General features: G+C 52.9%; 17 protein-coding genes. 8 read left to right on the top strand and 9 right to left on the bottom strand.

Annotated elements, in window-relative coordinates; translation table 11 throughout:
* Positions 1-47: 47 nt before the first annotated feature.
* Complete coding sequence (yeaG, locus tag FDW88_RS17215) at positions 48-1,982, bottom strand: protein kinase YeaG (RefSeq protein ID WP_096757315.1); 1,935 nt, start codon at positions 1,980-1,982, stop codon at positions 48-50.
* Between the two features lie 433 nt (positions 1,983-2,415).
* Here yeaG and FDW88_RS17210 point away from each other — a divergent pair, with 433 nt between their 5' ends.
* Both FDW88_RS17210 and FDW88_RS17205 read left to right on the top strand, forming a co-directional pair.
* The gene (locus FDW88_RS17210) at positions 2,416-3,162 is read left to right on the top strand and encodes a MipA/OmpV family protein (protein WP_115258696.1); all 747 of its coding nucleotides are present in this window, start codon (positions 2,416-2,418) and stop codon (positions 3,160-3,162) included.
* Between the two features lie 164 nt (positions 3,163-3,326).
* Entirely contained in the window at positions 3,327-4,181 is an 855-nt protein-coding gene (locus tag FDW88_RS17205; protein WP_137363026.1) for an aldo/keto reductase, read from the top strand.
* Between the two features lie 36 nt (positions 4,182-4,217).
* Here FDW88_RS17205 and FDW88_RS17200 read toward each other — a convergent pair whose 3' ends face one another.
* The gene (locus tag FDW88_RS17200) at positions 4,218-5,102 is read right to left on the bottom strand and encodes a D-hexose-6-phosphate mutarotase (protein ID WP_137363025.1); all 885 of its coding nucleotides are present in this window, start codon (positions 5,100-5,102) and stop codon (positions 4,218-4,220) included.
* 172 nt (positions 5,103-5,274) lie between these two features.
* The gene (gapA, locus tag FDW88_RS17195; RefSeq protein WP_096757311.1) at positions 5,275-6,270 is read right to left on the bottom strand and encodes a glyceraldehyde-3-phosphate dehydrogenase; all 996 of its coding nucleotides are present in this window, start codon (positions 6,268-6,270) and stop codon (positions 5,275-5,277) included.
* A 341-nt stretch (positions 6,271-6,611) separates the two neighbouring features.
* Between gapA and msrB the strand changes: the two genes are divergently transcribed.
* Both msrB and FDW88_RS17185 read left to right on the top strand, forming a co-directional pair.
* Complete coding sequence (msrB, locus tag FDW88_RS17190) at positions 6,612-7,025, top strand: peptide-methionine (R)-S-oxide reductase MsrB (protein ID WP_170974177.1); 414 nt, start codon at positions 6,612-6,614, stop codon at positions 7,023-7,025.
* 41 nt (positions 7,026-7,066) lie between these two features.
* A complete protein-coding gene (locus FDW88_RS17185; protein WP_115258693.1) occupies positions 7,067-7,342 on the top strand; it encodes a YeaC family protein in 276 nt (91 codons plus the stop codon).
* Between the two features lie 61 nt (positions 7,343-7,403).
* Here the strand turns inward: FDW88_RS17185 and yajD are convergent, their stop codons facing one another.
* The 4 genes from yajD to sppA all read right to left on the bottom strand — a co-directional run bounded on the left by yajD (position 7,404) and on the right by sppA (position 11,488).
* Positions 7,404-7,748 carry an HNH nuclease YajD gene (gene yajD, locus FDW88_RS17180; protein WP_003030690.1) on the bottom strand — a complete coding sequence of 115 codons (345 nt, stop codon included), beginning with the start codon at positions 7,746-7,748 and terminating at the stop codon, positions 7,404-7,406.
* 158 nt (positions 7,749-7,906) lie between these two features.
* On the bottom strand, positions 7,907-8,545 hold the full coding sequence (gene pncA, locus FDW88_RS17175; protein WP_137363023.1) for a bifunctional nicotinamidase/pyrazinamidase: 639 nt from the start codon (positions 8,543-8,545) through the stop codon (positions 7,907-7,909).
* Positions 8,546-8,558: 13 nt separating this feature from the next.
* A complete protein-coding gene (gene ansA, locus FDW88_RS17170) occupies positions 8,559-9,575 on the bottom strand; it encodes an asparaginase (RefSeq protein WP_096757298.1) in 1,017 nt (338 codons plus the stop codon).
* A gap of 56 nt (positions 9,576-9,631) precedes the next feature.
* The gene (gene sppA / locus FDW88_RS17165; RefSeq protein WP_137363022.1) at positions 9,632-11,488 is read right to left on the bottom strand and encodes a signal peptide peptidase SppA; all 1,857 of its coding nucleotides are present in this window, start codon (positions 11,486-11,488) and stop codon (positions 9,632-9,634) included.
* A gap of 173 nt (positions 11,489-11,661) precedes the next feature.
* Between sppA and FDW88_RS17160 the strand changes: the two genes are divergently transcribed.
* The 3 genes from FDW88_RS17160 (at position 11,662) to FDW88_RS17150 (ending at position 15,318) form a co-directional block, all read left to right on the top strand.
* On the top strand, positions 11,662-12,213 hold the full coding sequence (locus FDW88_RS17160) for an NAD(P)H nitroreductase (RefSeq protein ID WP_096757296.1): 552 nt from the start codon (positions 11,662-11,664) through the stop codon (positions 12,211-12,213).
* 116 nt (positions 12,214-12,329) lie between these two features.
* Complete coding sequence (selD, locus tag FDW88_RS17155; protein WP_115258691.1) at positions 12,330-13,373, top strand: selenide, water dikinase SelD; 1,044 nt, start codon at positions 12,330-12,332, stop codon at positions 13,371-13,373.
* Between the two features lie 4 nt (positions 13,374-13,377).
* Positions 13,378-15,318 (top strand): DNA topoisomerase III, encoded by a 1,941-nt coding sequence (locus FDW88_RS17150; RefSeq protein WP_137363021.1) that lies wholly within the window; start codon positions 13,378-13,380, stop codon positions 15,316-15,318.
* 18 nt (positions 15,319-15,336) lie between these two features.
* Here FDW88_RS17150 and gdhA read toward each other — a convergent pair whose 3' ends face one another.
* A complete protein-coding gene (gdhA, locus tag FDW88_RS17145) occupies positions 15,337-16,680 on the bottom strand; it encodes an NADP-specific glutamate dehydrogenase (RefSeq protein WP_096757292.1) in 1,344 nt (447 codons plus the stop codon).
* Between the two features lie 237 nt (positions 16,681-16,917).
* Between gdhA and FDW88_RS17140 the strand changes: the two genes are divergently transcribed.
* Positions 16,918-17,193, top strand: a complete 276-nt coding sequence (locus tag FDW88_RS17140) for a YnjH family protein (RefSeq protein WP_115258689.1) — start codon at positions 16,918-16,920, stop codon at positions 17,191-17,193.
* Here FDW88_RS17140 and FDW88_RS17135 read toward each other — a convergent pair.
* A complete protein-coding gene (locus FDW88_RS17135; protein ID WP_117343117.1) occupies positions 17,159-17,566 on the bottom strand; it encodes a pyrimidine (deoxy)nucleoside triphosphate diphosphatase in 408 nt (135 codons plus the stop codon). The genes FDW88_RS17140 and FDW88_RS17135 overlap by 35 nt on opposite strands.
* Positions 17,567-17,624 lie beyond the last annotated feature (58 nt).

Below are 17,624 nucleotides of genomic sequence, written 5' to 3'. Positions count from 1 at the left end.
CATTGTTTTGCATGCCCGGTAAGCGCATGCGCCACCGGGCACTTATGTTAAGACGATTTACGTACGCGCAAATACCATTCGCACAGTAAACGCACCTGTTTACGCGTGTAGCCTTTTTCCATCATGCGGTCGACAAAATCGTCGTGCTTTTTCTGCTCGTCAGTTGAGGTTTTAGCGTTAAACGAAATGACCGGCAGCAACTCCTCGGTGTTGGAGAACATTTTCTTCTCAATAACCGTGCGCAGTTTTTCGTAACTGGTCCAGTTTGGATTACGACCGCTGTTATTCGCTCTGGCGCGCAGAACAAAGTTGACGATCTCGTTACGGAAATCTTTCGGGTTGCTGATACCCGCCGGTTTTTCAATTTTTTCCAGTTCTGAATTCAGCGACTCGCGGTCAAACAGCTGACCGGTATCCGGGTCACGGTATTCCTGATCCTGGATCCAAAAATCCGCATAGGTGACATAACGGTCAAAAATGTTCTGTCCATACTCGGAGTAGGATTCCAGATAGGCGGTCTGGATCTCTTTGCCAATAAATTCAGCGTATTTCGGGATCAGATAACCTTTCAGGAACTCGAGATAACGTTCGGACTGCTCCTGCGGGAACTGCTCGCGCTCAATTTGCTGCTCCAGAACATAGAACAGGTGCACCGGGTTGGCCGCCACTTCTACATGGTCAAAGTTAAACACGCGGGAGAGGATCTTAAACGCGAAGCGCGTTGACAGACCGTTCATCCCCTCATCGACTCCGGCGTAATCCCGGTACTCCTGGTAGGATTTCGCTTTCGGATCGGTGTCTTTCAGGCTCTCGCCATCGTAAACGCGCATCTTCGAGTAGATGCTCGAGTTTTCTGGCTCTTTCAGGCGAGAAAGAATGGTAAAGCGAGACAGCGTTTCCAGCGTACCCGGTGCGCACGGCGCGTGGGTCAATTCACTGTGATTAAGCAATTTCTCGTAGATCTTGATCTCTTCGGAAATGCGTAAGCAATACGGAACCTTCACGATGTATACGCGGTCAAGGAAGGCTTCGTTATTTTTGTTGTTACGGAACGTCACCCATTCAGATTCGTTTGAGTGGGCAAGAATGATGCCGTTAAACGGCAGGGCAGAAATACCTTCTGTCCCGTTGTAGTTACCTTCCTGCGTTGCGGTCAGCAGAGGATGTAGCACTTTAATCGGTGCTTTAAACATCTCCACGAACTCCATAATCCCCTGGTTAGCCCGGCACAGTGCGCCGGAATAGCCGTAGGCATCCGGATCGTTCTGGGCGTGGTGTTCGAGTTTACGAATATCCACTTTGCCGACCAGCGCGGAAATGTCCTGGTTGTTCTCATCGCCCGGTTCCGTTTTGGCGATAGCGATTTGTTCCAGAATAGACGGCCACACTTTAACCACGCGGAATTTGGTGATGTCTCCACCAAAATCATGCAGACGCTTCGCGGCCCATGGCGACATAATGGTGCCAAGATAGCGACGTGGGATCCCGTACTCTTTCTCCAGGATTTGTGCATCTTCCTGCGGATTAAACAGGCATAACGGGTGATCGTTAACCGGGCTGCGTTCACCGTTGGCGCTCAGGACATAAATCGGTACCCTCTGCATCAGCGACTTCAGTCGCTCAGCAAGAGAGGATTTTCCTCCCCCTACAGGCCCCAGCAGATACAGGATCTGCTTCTTCTCTTCCAGCCCCTGCGCCGCGTGCTTCAGATAGGAGACAATCTGTTCAATCGCGTCTTCCATGCCGTAAAACTCTTCAAACGCGGGATAACGTGCAATAACCCGGTTAGAGAAGAGTCGAGAAAGTCGAGGTTCATGGGCAGTATCGACCATGACAGGCTCACCAATAGCCATTAATAGCCGCTCTGCCGCGTTGGCATAAGCACTGCGATCTTGCCGACAAGTGGTAAGAAACTCCTGCAGCGTGAACTCTTCGTCCTTGGCAGCTTCATAACGCTGGCGATAGTGATCGAATATATTCATGGTATGCCGTCCTTTCGTTTTTTAGCACATGTTAAGAGCCGTTCATATGAATAGTAGAGGCCCCTGAAGAGGTAAACTGAACGACGTCGCTGCTGGAAAAATAAGCAACTCTCATGCCATTTTGATGGTCAGAAGATCAACGTATTCGGTGATACACCTTCTAAAATTAAGCGTAGATGGCATTTGCAAAACTTGCCTGCGCGCGCAAACGAATTTCAATGGCATATCAATAACTCATCGGCAAAAAATAGACATCTTATGTAAAGAAATAGGGCGGAATTCATGCCTTGTTCATCGGACTGCAAGTAAAATGTCATCACTCGCTGAGAAATTAGAGGGTTACATAACGAGATGAATACGTAAAATAGTTGGGCTGTCACGCAATGACGGTTACACTTTGGGTGCTTTACATTTGAATAAGGAATTATGGACTGTGACCAAACTCAAACTTCTGGCACTTGGCGTGCTTATTGCCACTTCTTCCAGCGTAGCACAAGCAGAAAGCGACCTGTCGCTGGGCGCGGGCGTTGGTGTGGTTGAGAACGCTTATAAACAATACGATAACGACGTTTACCCGGTACCTGTAGTGACCTATGACAGTGAGAACTTCTGGTTCCGTGGGCTGGGGGGCGGTTACTACCTGTGGAATGACAATACCGATAAGTTGTCTGTCATGGCTTACTGGTCACCGATGTACTTTAAACCGGGCGACAGCGATAACAGTCAATTGCGTCGACTGGATAAACGTAAGAGTACCATGATGGCCGGTCTGTCTTACGTCCACAATACGCAATACGGCTTCCTGCGCACCAGCCTTGCGGGAGACGCGCTGGACAACAGTAATGGTATCGTCTGGGATCTGGCGTGGTTATATCGTTACACTAACGGTGGCCTGACGCTGACGCCGGGGATCGGTGTCGAGTGGAACAGCGAAAACCAAAACGAATACTATTATGGTGTATCGCATCATGAATCCTCTCGCAGCGGCCTGCGTAGCTACGATCCAAATAGCAGCTGGAGCCCGTACCTGGAGCTGAGCGCAAATTATAACTTCATCGGCAACTGGAGTGCATACGCGACGGCGCGTTATACCCACCTGTCTGATGAAGTGACCGACAGTCCGATGGTAGACAAATCTTGGACGGGTCTGATCTCTACGGGTATTACCTACAAGTTCTGATAACTGACCATTCTGAACAGAAGCCCGCATTACAGCGGGCTTTTTTTGTCTGCTGGCAGGCCGGGCAACAAATAGCCCAAACGATGATGGTGCAATTTGTGCACCATTACAGGACACATGCGCACTGTTTTGCTTTACTGTGGTGCAAAATACAGGAGAGTGCGATGACAGATAAACAGGTGATGTTTACCGGGCAGGCCACGCTTCCTGCTATCGGGCAGGGGACGTGGTATATGGGTGAAAACGCCCATTGCCGGGGAGCTGAAGTAGCGGCGCTGCGTGCTGGACTGGATCTGGGTTTGCGCCTTATTGATACTGCAGAAATGTACGCTGATGGTGCAGCGGAAGAGATTGTCGGCGAGGCGTTATTGGGGCGACGCGATGACGCTTTTCTGGTATCAAAAGTTTATCCCTGGAATGCTGGGGGCCAGAAAGCCATCGCGGCCTGCGAAGCGAGCCTGCGGCGACTGAAGACCGATTATCTGGATCTCTACTTACTGCATTGGACGGGTAATTTTTCATTTGCAGAGACGGTTGAGGCGATGGAAAAGTTGATCGCGCAAGGGAAAATCCGCCGCTGGGGCGTTTCTAACCTCGACTATGAAGACATGCAGGCGCTATGGCAGGTTACTGGTGGACAGCAGTGTGCCACGAATCAGGTGCTGTATCATCTGGCGTCACGCGGCATTGAGTTTGATTTGCTGCCATGGTGTCAGCAACGGCAGATACCGGTCATGGCCTACAGCCCGTTGGCCCAGGCAGGGCGTTTACGCAGTGATTTGCTCACTAATCCGGTGGTGAGTGAGATTGCGCTCGCGCACAAGGCCAGCGCCGCGCAGATTTTATTGGCGTGGGTTATTCGACAACCGGGAGTGATAGCCATTCCGAAGGCGGCAAATGTCGCACACGTTGAGCAGAATGCCGCAGCGCTAAATATGACGCTTTCTGACGAGGAGTTGATGTTGTTAGACTCGGCTTTTCCTGCCCCAGCAGCTAAAACACCGCTAGATATGGCCTGATAAAACGCCAGTTGCCATCAGGCAACTGGCAAAATCTTAGCGCTTAGCAACACGAATTGTTTGTGCCAGGCGAGAAGGTTTCTCAGCGGTGGTTTTCTGCGGCACGGTCGCGTAAGCGGTTTCTACGCAGACAAATGTTTTGTACCCGTCGTCCGGCATGTCACCCATGCTGACAGACAGGGCCGGCCCTGGGTTCCAGCCGACAACGTTCAGATGGTGATGGTGTACGACGTCGATGTTGCGGTTCAGTGAATCGTCATGGATGACGCTGCACGCTTCCGGGTTCAGATACACGCGGTCGGTGCGGTCCGGGAACGTCTGGATACCGTCAGCCAGGACATCTTCTTTCGCATCGTTAACTTTATCGATCAGACAGTCACCAAGGCCACTCACTTTCACCGCTGCAATGTCACCGACGTTAAAATAGGTGTGCAGCGCGGAGGTGGTTTCAAATTCACCGTGGGCTTCCAGTTCTATTTCACAGGTAGCACCCACTTTGAAACGCGCTAACAGCGTAAACTCATGCGGCCAAAGCTGACGCGTTTCAGCACTGCTTTGCAGTTCAAACGTCAGAACCACACCGCTATCATCTTCGTTGTGCGCTTTCAGCGTCCACGGCAGATTACGGGCAAAACCGTGCGAGGGAAGCCCTGGCTGTGCCGCCGGGCCAAACCATGGCCAGCAAATAGGGACGCCACCACGCAGCGCTACGCCCGTTTTAAACGGCGTATTGTTGCTTAACCACAGGACCTCATCTTCGCCGGTCGGTTTCCATGACAGAAGATGCGCGCCCTGTAGGGCGAAAGAGGCTTTCACCTGCGGGTGATCGACCACCACGACCTCCAGTTCATCCAACTGACGACGGGAGAGGACAGGGGAAATTTGTTCGATTATCGGAAGTGCAAAAATTTTATTAATCATTACGCAATCCTGTTTACCCTAAATAATTCGAGTTGCAGGACAAAACGGTTAACCGTTTTGAACAGCGCTTGCTGCAGCCAACACACCTGTAACTTGAAGTATGACGGGTATATCTTTGAGCAAAAAAAAGAGCGACCTGAGTCGCTCTTACAGATTACCGTTTCATCTCAACTTATTTGGAGATGTGAGCAATCAGATCCAGAACTTTGTTTGAGTAGCCGGTTTCGTTGTCGTACCAGGATACCAGTTTCACGAAGTTGTCGTTCAGTGCGATACCTGCTTTAGCATCGAACACGGAAGTGCAAACTTCACCGTTGAAATCGGTAGATACAACGTCGTCTTCGGTGTAACCCAGAACGCCTTTCATCGGGCCTTCGGAAGCAGCTTTGATTGCTTTCTTAATTTCTTCGTAAGAAGCAGCTTTTTCCAGACGAACGGTCAGGTCAACAACGGATACGTTCGGAGTAGGAACGCGGAACGCCATACCAGTCAGTTTGCCATTCAGTTCTGGCAGTACTTTACCTACTGCTTTAGCAGCACCGGTAGAGGACGGGATGATGTTCTGTGCTGCGCCACGACCGCCGCGCCAGTCTTTGTGAGACGGGCCATCAACGGTTTTCTGAGTCGCGGTGGTCGCGTGAACGGTAGTCATCAGACCTTCGATAATACCGAAGTTGTCGTTGATAACTTTAGCCAGCGGAGCCAGGCAGTTAGTGGTGCAGGAAGCGTTAGAAACGATGTCCTGACCTTCGTATTTGTCAAAGTTAGCGCCTTTAACAAACATCGGAGTGTTGTCTTTGGACGGGCCAGTCAGAACCACTTTTTTCGCGCCAGCAGTGATGTGCTTACGAGCGGTTTCGTCTGTCAGGAACAGGCCAGTAGCTTCAGCAACTACGTCAACACCAACTTCGTCCCATTTCAGGTTAGCCGGATCACGTTCAGCGGTAACACGGATTTTTTTACCGTTTACGATCAGATGACCGTCTTTCACTTCAACGGTACCGTTGAAACGGCCGTGAGTGGAGTCATATTTCAGCATGTAAGCCATGTAGTCAGCGTCTAACAGGTCGTTGATTGCAACGATCTCGATGTCAGAACGTTCTTGAGCAGCACGGAAAACAATGCGACCGATACGGCCAAAACCGTTGATACCTACTTTGATAGTCATATATTCCACCAGCTATTTGTTAGTGAATAAAAGGTTGCCTGTAAAATTACAAAAACCTTACGCAGCGTCAAGCGGAATCGTGTCAATCATTGCGACAAATCAATCTGCTGCCTAAGCTTTGCGCAACTGACTCGCCTCACTCTTCCTTTGGGCTTGAAACCACATGGGGGCGGCGGCCCGAATTTTAAAGGGCAATCAAGATAAAAACGTGATTGCTATCACGATTTATAGGCTGCCATTTCGCAATGATCAAGTTTAGAACAAAAGTTCGCCCTGCGGTGTTAATGTTTTGTTAGAATCTGTCTCGCAATGTGAGTTTAGATAAAGCGAGATGTGAGCAAATGGCTAATCAACCTTCTCCAGAAGACCTAAAGAAAAATTTATCCGAAATGCAGTTCTATGTGACACAAAATCATGGGACAGAACCGCCATTTACCGGGCGTTTGCTGCATAACAAGCGGGACGGTGTTTACCACTGCCTGATCTGTGACAAACCGCTGTTTCGTTCTGATACAAAATACGATTCTGGCTGCGGCTGGCCTAGCTTTTACGAGCCTGTCAGTGAAGAGGCGATTCGTTACATTAAGGATACGTCACACGGCATGCAGCGCATTGAAATTCGTTGCGGCAACTGTGATGCGCATCTGGGACATGTCTTCCCGGACGGTCCAAAACCTACCGGTGAACGCTACTGCGTCAACTCAGCGTCTTTGAACTTTACCGACGATGAAAACGGTGAGCAGACTAAAGGCTGAAGAAACGATTCAGCAAATTATTCTACGGGAGTGGGTTTAAGATGAATCTTGATGAGATGATTAACAGCATGACGCCGGAAGTTTATCAGCGCTTATCGACGGCCGTTGAGCTGGGAAAATGGCCGGATGGCGTCGCGCTGACGGCAGAACAAAAAGAGAACAGCATGCAACTGGTGATGTTATGGCAGGCGCGTAACAATATCGATGCGCAGCATATGACTATCGACACCAACGGTGAGATGGTCATGAAGAGTAAGCAGCAGCTGAAAGTTGAATTTGGGATAACGCCTGAGCCGATTGCGACGTTCAAATCCTGATTGTGGAAACAACATGAATTCGCAGGTCCGGCACGGCTTACCGTAACGGACCTGCAAAGTCTTACTTCTTGTTCATCATCGCCTTAAGGTCGGCAAACGGGTTGTATTTCGCCTCGCCGACGTCTTTCTGCGCATCTTCGCCTGCCACCACGGTAGAACCATACTGATCCACTTCGGTGTATTTCGAGTGCTCATGATCGTGGCAATACAGGCATAACATCTCCCAGTTACTGCCATCTTCCGGGTTATTGGAATGGTCATGATCGATATGGTGTACCGTCAGTTCGCGCAGGTTGGAATACACGAACTCGCGCGAACAGCGCCCGCAGACCCAGGGGAACAGTTTAAGCGCCTTTTCCCGGTATCCGACTTCCAGACGGGCGTAATTTTTAGGGATAAAAGCCATAAAACCTCGTGCTCCTGTAGAACATGAAAAGCTGCGCCAACGTCAGGCGCAGCAGATGGCGATAATCATAACCTATTGTGCATGACGTGGGGATCAGTGTTTATTAGTGACCATGTGTAGGCCGGATAAGCTATTTTCACCGCCATCCGGCAATAAACTTAACGCTGAGTTTCTTCCCAGTCTGCCAGCGTATACAGCGTTGCACCCGCAGCGGCCATTTCCATAAACGCCTGCGTGCTGTCCTGAGGCTGAATATTCACCCCTCGACAACCGTCGATAATGACATTCACCGTATAGCCCAGTTCCAGCGCATCGAAGACGGTAAACTTCACGCAGTAGTCGGTTGCCAGCCCCATGATGATGAGGTCGGTAATACGCTGTTGCACAAGCCACGCATTCAGTTCCGTTGCCTGACGGCGACCGTTATCAAAAAATGCGCTGTAGCTGTCAACCTGCGGGTTTTCGCCCTTATAGAACGTCTTATCAATGCCGTACTGATTCAGCAGAGGGTGCAGGGCCGCTCCCTGCGAGTTCTGTACACAGTGATCCGGCCAGAACGTCTGCGCCAGGCCGTCCAGTTGTCCCTGCGTGTAAGGGGCGACCTGATGCTGGCTGGCAAAGCTGCCGTGATTAGCCGGATGCCAGTCCAGACTGGAAACAACCTTCTCACCGCGCAGCGAACACCAGTCAATCAGGCGATTGGCGACATCCACGGTGCTATCACCTTCTGGAACGGCAAGTGCGCCTCCGGCACAAAAATCGTTTTGTAAATCAACCAGCAGTAATGCTCGTGCCATCGTCACTCCTCCTTCAATCATCCGGCGTCAGTTCACCGCGCAGGTTTTGCGTCATCGCGTCACGGATGGCCTGCGTGTCCAGACCCTGGCTCAGCAAATAATGCAGCTTGGTCAGTGTTGCTTCAACGGTCATATCCGCACCGCCAATCACGCCCGCATGTGCCAGCGCATTCCCCGTCGCATAACCGCCCATGTTGACCTTGCCGGACATGCACTGCGTGAGGTTAATGACCACAATACCGCGTGAGCTGGCATCCTCAAGCTCCTTCAGGAACTCTTTATTCTGCGGGGCATTGCCCACGCCGTAAGAACGCAGAATTAACGCTTTGACTGGCTGGCGCAGGAAGTTACGCACCACGTCTGCGGAAATTCCAGGATAAATCGTGACCACGCCAATCGGCTGCGGGGTGATAGGGTGCACAATCAGCTCGCCCGCACCGTGCGGCGCGGGCGGGGTGCCCAAACGACGGATGTGGATCCCGGCTTCCAGTAAAGGTGCAAGGTTAGGTGAAGCGAAGGCGTCAAAACCGTCGGCGTGCGCTTTGGTAGTGCGATTACCACGATACAGTCGGTTATTGAAGAACAGAGTGACTTCATTGATCGGATAATTGGCCGCAACGTACAACGCATTCAGCAAATTGATTTGTCCGTCTGAACGTAGCTCAGCCAGTGGGATTTGTGACCCTGTCACAATAACCGGCTTGCCCAGATTCTCCAGCATAAACGACAGCGCCGAGGCGGTGAACGCCATGGTGTCGGTGCCGTGCAGGATCACAAAACCGTCGTATTCGTCGTAGTGAGCTTTAATATCTTCCGCAATATGCTGCCAGTCTTCTGGCGTCATATCGGAGGAATCCATCAGCGGGACATATTCGTGAATGGTGAAGTCTGGCATCTCAGGGCGGTGGAATTCAGGCATCAATGCCAGTTGACGCTGAAGATGGCCGGAAACCGGAATGTAACCTTGTTCTGAGCGCTGCATACCGATGGTACCGCCGGTATAGGCAACGTAAATCGATTTCTTCTGCATGACTTTTCTTCTGTCTCAAAGAAAAACCCCTCTTCATCCCGAAGAGGGGTCAAGAGTTAGCGGACGTTGGCGCAGGTCAGGCAGAACGCATAACGGTTCTGCGGGTCGTTAAACGCGGCCAGCTTATCACTTTCGGTTTTTACCACGCTTGCCGCAGAGGCCAGTGGTGCCGGGAGCATGGCCTGAATGGCTTCTGGTAGCATAGCGCGAACGGAACCAGACATGCTGTCCATGACCATATCAACGAACGTGGGCTCGTCCTGATAATACTCAATGTGCCACTGTTTCAGTTTCGCCAGTTCTGCCGCTTTTGCTACAGCGTCGTCGAAATCGCCGAGACTGTCGACCAGACCATTCGCTTTTGCATCCTGACCGGTCCAGACGTGGCCCTGGGCGATTTTATCAATCTGCTCTGGCGTTGTCTTACGTGCATCCGCGACCAGCGTGATGAAGCGCTTATAGCCGTTCTCGATGCTCAGTTGCATCATCTGCTGCACTTCCGGCGGTAACGCTTTGGTGACGGAAATATCGGCCAGCGGCGAGGTCGCCACACCGTCGGTATGTACACCAATGGAATCGAGGCTGTTTTCAACGGTGTTGATCACGCCAAAGATGCCGATGGAGCCGGTCAGGGTGCTGGGGTTCGCCACAATGTAGTTTGCCGGGGTTGAGATCCAGTAACCGCCGGAGGCCGCCATGCCGCCCATGGAAACCACCACCGGTTTACCTGCCGCTTTTGCTGCAGCCAGCTCAGCGCGGATCACTTCCGAGGCGCTGACGCTGCCGCCTGGGCTGTTAACGCGCAGGACAATGGCTTTTACCTTCGGATCGAGACGCGCTTCACGGATTTGTGCCGCAGTGGTGTCGCCGCCGACGTTGCCCGGTGTTTCTTCTCCGTCCATGATCGCGCCATTGGCGAAGATTACGCCAATGCTGTCACCGGTATCCGCCGGGGTTTTTAGCGTGTAATCGTAATAGCTGACGGCACTGTAGTTCTTCTCTGTTTTGCTCCAGCCAAACTGTTTAGTCAGCAGTTTTTCCACTTCAGCGCTGGAGGCGAGAGCATCGACCAGTTTATTGTCGAGGGCGTACTTCGCGGTGTCGCCACCCACTTTCGTCAGGCCGTCAAGCATCGCCTGTGCGCCCGGGAACACTTGCTGCGCCGGGATCTGGCGGTTAGCGGCAACGGTATCGAGATAGTTCTGCCACAGCTCGCCAATCCAGCGACTGTCGGCTTCACGTGCGGCCGGGGACATATCGTCGCGAATAAACGGCTCGACGGCGGACTTATAGGTACCGACGCGGAAAACGTGGGTGGAGACTTTTAGTTTATCCAGCAGAGACTTGTAATACAGACCGTTGGTCGCAAAGCCGTGCAGGTCAACCGAACCCTGCGGGGAGAGCCAAATTTTATTGGCAAAGCTTGCGAGGTAATACTGTCCCTGGCTGAAGTTATCGCCCACGGCAAATACCGGTTTTCCACTGTCGCGGAATTCGCGCAGTGCTTTGCCGATATACTGCATGGACGGCTGATCGGCCCCGGCAAAGTTTTTTAAATCCATCACGATGCCGGTGATGTTGCGATCGTCTTTTGCCTGGCGAATGGTGTTAACGATATCGAACAGTGAGTTTTCTTGCAGGCGATCGGAACTGGCGCCAAACAGCTGACGTCCGATGACACTTAAGCGGCTGGTGCTCGAGGGCTTATCGACAATAACGCCGGAGATATCGAGCAGCAGTGCGCCACGCTCCGCGTGTTCGCTGGAGGTGCTACTGCTGACCTGCATCCAGATCCCCACGCCCACCAGGACCAAAAAGATAAAGAACAGGTTCAGTACACATTCGCGGACGAAATTCAGTATTCGCCACGTCCATTTAAAAATTCCGGCAATAAAACGCCACAGGGTTCGCATGTATTCTCCCTACCGATGAACAACACGCCCCCCGTTTTACCGGAGAAGGCGTTAAGATGTGGCTATCGTAATGACCCGGCAGGCAATTGTCAGCAGGAATCACCGCTGGCGCTGTAACAAAATCCGCTCACGTGTTAATTTTGTGAACAAATTTCATTGTTGGAGTTAAGCAAATGGATGCACTCGAATTACTTCTTACCCGCCGTAGCGCCTCTCGTCTTGTTGAACCCGCTCCCGTGGGTGAGCAACTGCAAAATATCCTGCGGGCGGGGATGCGCGCCCCGGATCACAAATCGCTGCAGCCGTGGCGTTTCTTTGTGATTGAAGGTGCAGGGCGTGAGCGTTTTAGCGCCGTGCTCGAAAAAGGGGCTATTGCCGCAGAGGGCGACGAAAAGGCTGTCGAAAAAGCGCGTACTGCGCCGTTTCGTGCCCCGCTGATTATTGCGGTGGTGGCGAAATGTGAAGAAAGTGACAAGGTTCCACTGTGGGAACAGGAAATGTCAGCGGGTTGTGCGGTAATGGCCATGCAAATGGCGGCGATTGCGCAAGGCTTTGGCGGGATCTGGCGCAGCGGTGCATTAACCGAAAGTGCAGTGGTGCGCGAGGCATTTGACTGTCGTGCGCAGGATAAAATTGTCGGCTTCCTCTATCTGGGCACGCCACAGCTTAAAGCATCCACCACGATTAACCCTGCCGATCCGAGCGCATTCGTCCAGTATTTCTGATTTCAGCGGCTAAACTGTCTGGATTATGAGCAAAGACACCCGAATTCAGACAGTCACTCTTACCACATCATGGAATGAGCGCTACCATAGCCCGATTGCAATGACAGGAGATGTCCATGAGCGAGCACGCTATTCGTTTAACGCAATACAGCCACGGAGCCGGTTGCGGTTGTAAAATTTCCCCCAAAGTGCTGGAAACCATCCTGCACAGCGAGCAGGCGAAATTTGTTGATCCGAATTTACTCGTGGGGAATGAAACCCGCGACGACGCGGCCGTGTACGATCTGGGTAATGGCACCAGCGTTATCAGCACCACCGATTTCTTTATGCCGATAGTCGATAATCCGTTTGATTTTGGCCGCATCGCCGCGACCAACGCCATCAGCGATATCTTCGCGATGGGTGGCAAACCGATTATGGCTATCGCGATTCTGGGCTGGCCGCTCGATAAGCTGGCACCGGAAGTCGCCCGTGAAGTGACAGAAGGCGGGCGTTTCGCTTGTCGCCAGGCCGGCATTGCGCTGGCGGGCGGTCACTCTATTGATGCCCCGGAGCCGATTTTTGGTCTTGCCGTGACGGGCGTGGTCCCGACCGAGCGCGTGAAGAAAAACAGCACCGCAGAAGCGGGATGCAAGCTGTTCCTCACCAAGCCGCTAGGCATTGGCGTGTTGACCACCGCCGAGAAAAAATCGCTGCTTAAGCCTGAGCATGTTGGGCTGGCGACGGAAGTGATGTGCCGCATGAATATTGCGGGCGCAGCGTTTGCGGACATTGAAGGCGTGAAAGCCATGACCGACGTGACCGGTTTTGGCCTGCTGGGACACCTGAGCGAAATGTGTCAGGGCGCGGGCGTTCAGGCGCAAATCGTTTACCAGGATATTCCAAAACTACCTGGTGTTGAAGAGTACATCGCGCAGGGCGCAGTGCCGGGCGGCACGCAGCGTAACTTTGCCAGCTACGGGCATCTGATGGGTGAGATGCCGCAGGCGGTACGAGACCTGCTGTGCGATCCGCAAACCTCCGGCGGCCTGCTGTTGGCGGTAACGCCGGAATCTGAGGCTGAAGTGAAAGCGGTTGCCGCGCAGTTTGGCATTGATCTCACCGCGATTGGTGAGCTGGTTGAAGCACGTGGCGGTCGCGCCATGGTTGAGATTCGTTAATTCGATGCGGTTGTTTATTGCCGAAAAACCGAGTCTGGCGCGCGCGATTGCCGATGTGCTCCCTAAGCCACATCGCAAAGGTGATGGCTTTATTGAATGCGGAAATGGGCAAGTGGTGACCTGGTGTATCGGTCACCTGCTTGAACAGGCGCAGCCAGACGCCTACGACAGTCGCTATGCACGCTGGAGTCTGGTCGACTTGCCGATTGTACCGGAAAAGTGGCAACTGCAGCCGCGTCCCTCCGTCACCAAACAGCTCAACGTCATCAAGCGCTTTCTGCATGAGGCCAGTGAAGTCATTCACGCGGGAGACCCCGATCGTGAAGGACAGCTGCTGGTCGATGAAGTGCTGGATTACCTGCAACTGGCGCCGGAAAAGCGTCATCAGGTACAACGGTGTCTGATTAACGACCTTAACCCACAGGCGGTGGAGCGGGCAATTTCTCGTCTGCGCGCCAACAGCGAGTTCATCCCGCTGTGCGTTTCGGCGCTGGCGCGAGCGCGTGCCGACTGGCTGTACGGCATTAATATGACGCGCGCCTATACCATTCTTGGGCGTAACGCGGGTTATCAGGGCGTGCTGTCCGTGGGGCGTGTGCAGACGCCGGTGCTTGGTCTGGTGGTGCGCCGTGATGAAGAGATTGAAAACTTCGTCGCCAAAGATTTCTTTGAGGTCAAAGCGCATATCGTCACACCTGCCGACGAGCGGTTTACCGCAATCTGGCAGCCGAGCGAGGCGTGTGAACCTTATCAGGATGAAGAAGGGCGCTTACTGAACCGTACGCTGGCGGAGCATGTAGTGAAACGCATCAACGGTCAGCCAGCGATAGTCACCAGCTATAACGATAAACGGGAATCAGAATCCGCACCGTTGCCGTTCTCACTGTCGGCGTTGCAGATTGAAGCCGCTAAACGCTTCGGACTGAGCGCGCAAAACGTGCTCGATATCTGCCAGAAGCTGTATGAAACCCACAAATTGATTACCTATCCGCGTTCTGATAGCCGCTATCTGCCGGAAGAACATTTTGCCGGTCGCCATGCGGTGATGAATGCGATTAGCGTGCACGCTCCGGATTTATCTCCGCAGCCTGCGGTTAATCCCGATACGCGTAATCGCTGCTGGGACGATAAAAAGGTTGATGCGCACCACGCGATTATTCCCACTGCGCGTAGTTCATCCATCAATCTGAATGACAATGAAGCCAAGGTGTACAACCTGATTGCGCGTCAGTATCTGATGCAGTTCTGCCCGGACGCGGTATTCCGCAAGTGCGTCATTGAGCTGGATATTGCGAAAGGCAAATTTGTTGCTAAAGCCCGTTTCCTGGCGGAAGCCGGGTGGCGTACGCTGCTGGGTAACAAAGAGCGCGACGAAGAAAACGACGGCACACCGTTGCCGGTGGTGGCTCGTGATGACGAACTACTGTGTGAAAAGGGCGAAGTGGTGGAACGCCAGACCCAGCCGCCACGCCATTTTACCGACGCGACGCTGTTGTCGGCGATGACCGGGATCGCACGGTTTGTGCAGGATAAAGATCTGAAAAAAATCCTGCGTGCCACCGACGGACTGGGAACGGAGGCTACGCGTGCGGGGATTATTGAACTGCTGTTTAAGCGCGGGTTCCTGGTGAAAAAGGGTCGCTATATACACTCGACGGATCCCGGAAAGGCGCTGTTCCATTCGTTGCCAGAAATGGCAACGCGTCCGGATATGACCGCGCACTGGGAGTCGATCCTGACGCAAATCAGTGAAAAGCAGTGCCGCTATCAGGACTTTATGCAGCCGTTGGTGGACACGCTGTATCAGCTGATTGACCAGGCTAAACGTACGCCAGTACGCCGATTCCGCGGGATAACCGCGCCGGCTGGCGTGGAGAAGAAAAAGAGCGCGCCGCGAAAACGTCCGGCGAAAAAAAGCCCGCCTTCAGAGGAGGCAGGCCTGTAATGCGGTCATGACTGATGATTAAATCACACCCTGGCCCAGCATCGCGTCGGCAACTTTCACGAAGCCAGCAATGTTGGCGCCTTGCACGTAGTTGGTTTGTTTGCTTTCACCACCGTACTCGACGCAGGCGTGGTGAATATCCAGCATGATGTGGTGCAGGCGCGCATCCACTTTCTCCGCTTTCCAACCCAGACGCGCGGCGTTCTGCGCCATTTCCAGGCCTGATGTCGCCACGCCACCGGCGTTGGCGGCTTTACCCGGCGCAAACAGTACGCCCGCTTCGAGGAACAGATCGGTGGCTTCGATGGTGGTCGGCATGTTTGCGCCTTCCGCCACGGCCTTGACGCCGTTGGCAATCAGCATCTGCGCAGCGTCCACATCCAGTTCGTTCTGCGTAGCGCACGGCAGGGCGATATCCACCGGCACTGACCACGGTTGCTTACCTTCCAGATAGGTCAGGCCAAACTCACGGGCGTAATCCGCCACGCGGCCATCGCGGCTGTCTTTAATGGCACACAGACGCGCCAGTTTCTCTTTCGTGAAGCCACTCTCGTCAACCACGGTACCGCTGGAGTCGGAAGCGGTCACCACACGGGCACCAAACTCCATGGCTTTCTCAATGGCGAATTGCGCCACGTTACCGGAGCCGGAAACGGCGACACGCATGCCTTCAAAGCCCAGACCATGGCGCTTAAGCATTGCTTCGGTGAAGTACACCAGGCCGTAGCCGGTCGCTTCCGGGCGGATCAGACTGCCGCCGAACGACAGACCTTTACCGGTAAAGACGCAGGCGCTGTTGTTGGAGAGTTTTTTCATCATCCCGGCCATAAAGCCGACTTCACGACCGCCCACGCCGATATCACCCGCCGGAACGTCAGTGTCTGGTCCTAAATGACGGAACAGTTCGGTCATCAGGGACTGGCAAAAACGCATCACTTCGCCTTCGCTTTTGCCTTTTGGATCGAAATCGCTCCCGCCTTTACCTCCGCCCATCGGCAGCGTGGTGAGGGCGTTTTTAAAAGTCTGCTCGAAGCCAAGGAATTTCAGGATCGACAGGTTTACCGACGGATGGAAACGCATGCCGCCTTTGTAAGGACCAATCGCCGAGCTAAACTGTACACGCCATGCGCGGTTAACCTGTACCTGATTACGATCGTCCAGCCAGACCACGCGGAACTGGATCACGCGCTCAGGTTCAACCAGACGTTCCAGCAATGACATTTGACGATAGCGCGGGTTTTGTTCGAGGAACGGCCACAGCGTCGTCATGACCTCACGAACGGCTTGCGCGAACTCGGTTTGATTCGGGTCGCGCTTTTGCACATGGTTGAGAAATGACGCCAAAGAACATGTCTGATCCATAGATATAAGAACCTCTTATGTATTGATATGGTTATATTTTTGATGTTTATGTTATGTGTTGTGCAGTTTTTGACTATAACATCAGCAGTGTGACGGGACGCAAGAAAAAATTAACCCCGCTAAGGAAATTAATATTGCGGCGTAGGTCATAACCAAAAACGATGCGGGAAGGGACTAAAGTTTCTGCCGGTTTATACCGTTATACTGAGCATAGAGGTCAGTTTAAAAGGAAAGAGTATGCGCCGTTTTATCATGGCAGGTGCGCTGGTTTTGCTCTCCAGCACGGCACTGGCAAATCAACTTTATCGCCCGGATGTGCAGGTTAATGTGCCGCCAGAAGTGTTCAGTTCCAGCGGTCAGCGGGCGCAGCCCTGTAATCAGTGCTGCGTTTATCAGGATCAAAACTATTCGGAAGGCGCGGTAATCAAGGCTGATGGTGTGTTGTTGCAATGCCAGCGCGATGAGAAAACGATCGGCACTAATCCGCTGGTCTGGCGTCGCGTAAAAGAATAAACGCCTGTAAGAGCGGGATGTCGGCAGGCGCCAGCGGATACGTCAGCGCCTCTTCAGGTAGGCACCACACCAGTTGCTGATGCTCATGCGCGTGCAGTTCGCCCTGATAATCTGGCACATGCCATGCATGCAGATGGATAATCCGGCCTGATACTTCGCGTTGATGGCTGGCAACGTACTGCCCAACAACCGCCTCAATGCCGAGTTCTTCGTGCAGTTCACGCCTCAGCGCCTGCGGCTGGCTCTCGCCGGGCTCTACCTTACCGCCGGCAAACTCCCACATACCCGGCTGATCCGCATGCGCCGGGCGCTGAGCGAGTAATATTTTGCCATCACGTTCAAGGATAGCGGCGACCACGTCGAGGGTTTTCATCATATTCATCAAGATCTAACAGCTGAAAGTGACATACTATCGCTATCTTTGTTTTATC

Source organism: Citrobacter sp. wls829, from assembly GCF_005280825.1.
Taxonomy (GTDB): domain Bacteria; phylum Pseudomonadota; class Gammaproteobacteria; order Enterobacterales; family Enterobacteriaceae; genus Citrobacter; species Citrobacter gillenii.
Note: the sequence above shows the minus strand (reverse complement) of the source record. Positions and strands in the feature narration are given on the sequence as shown.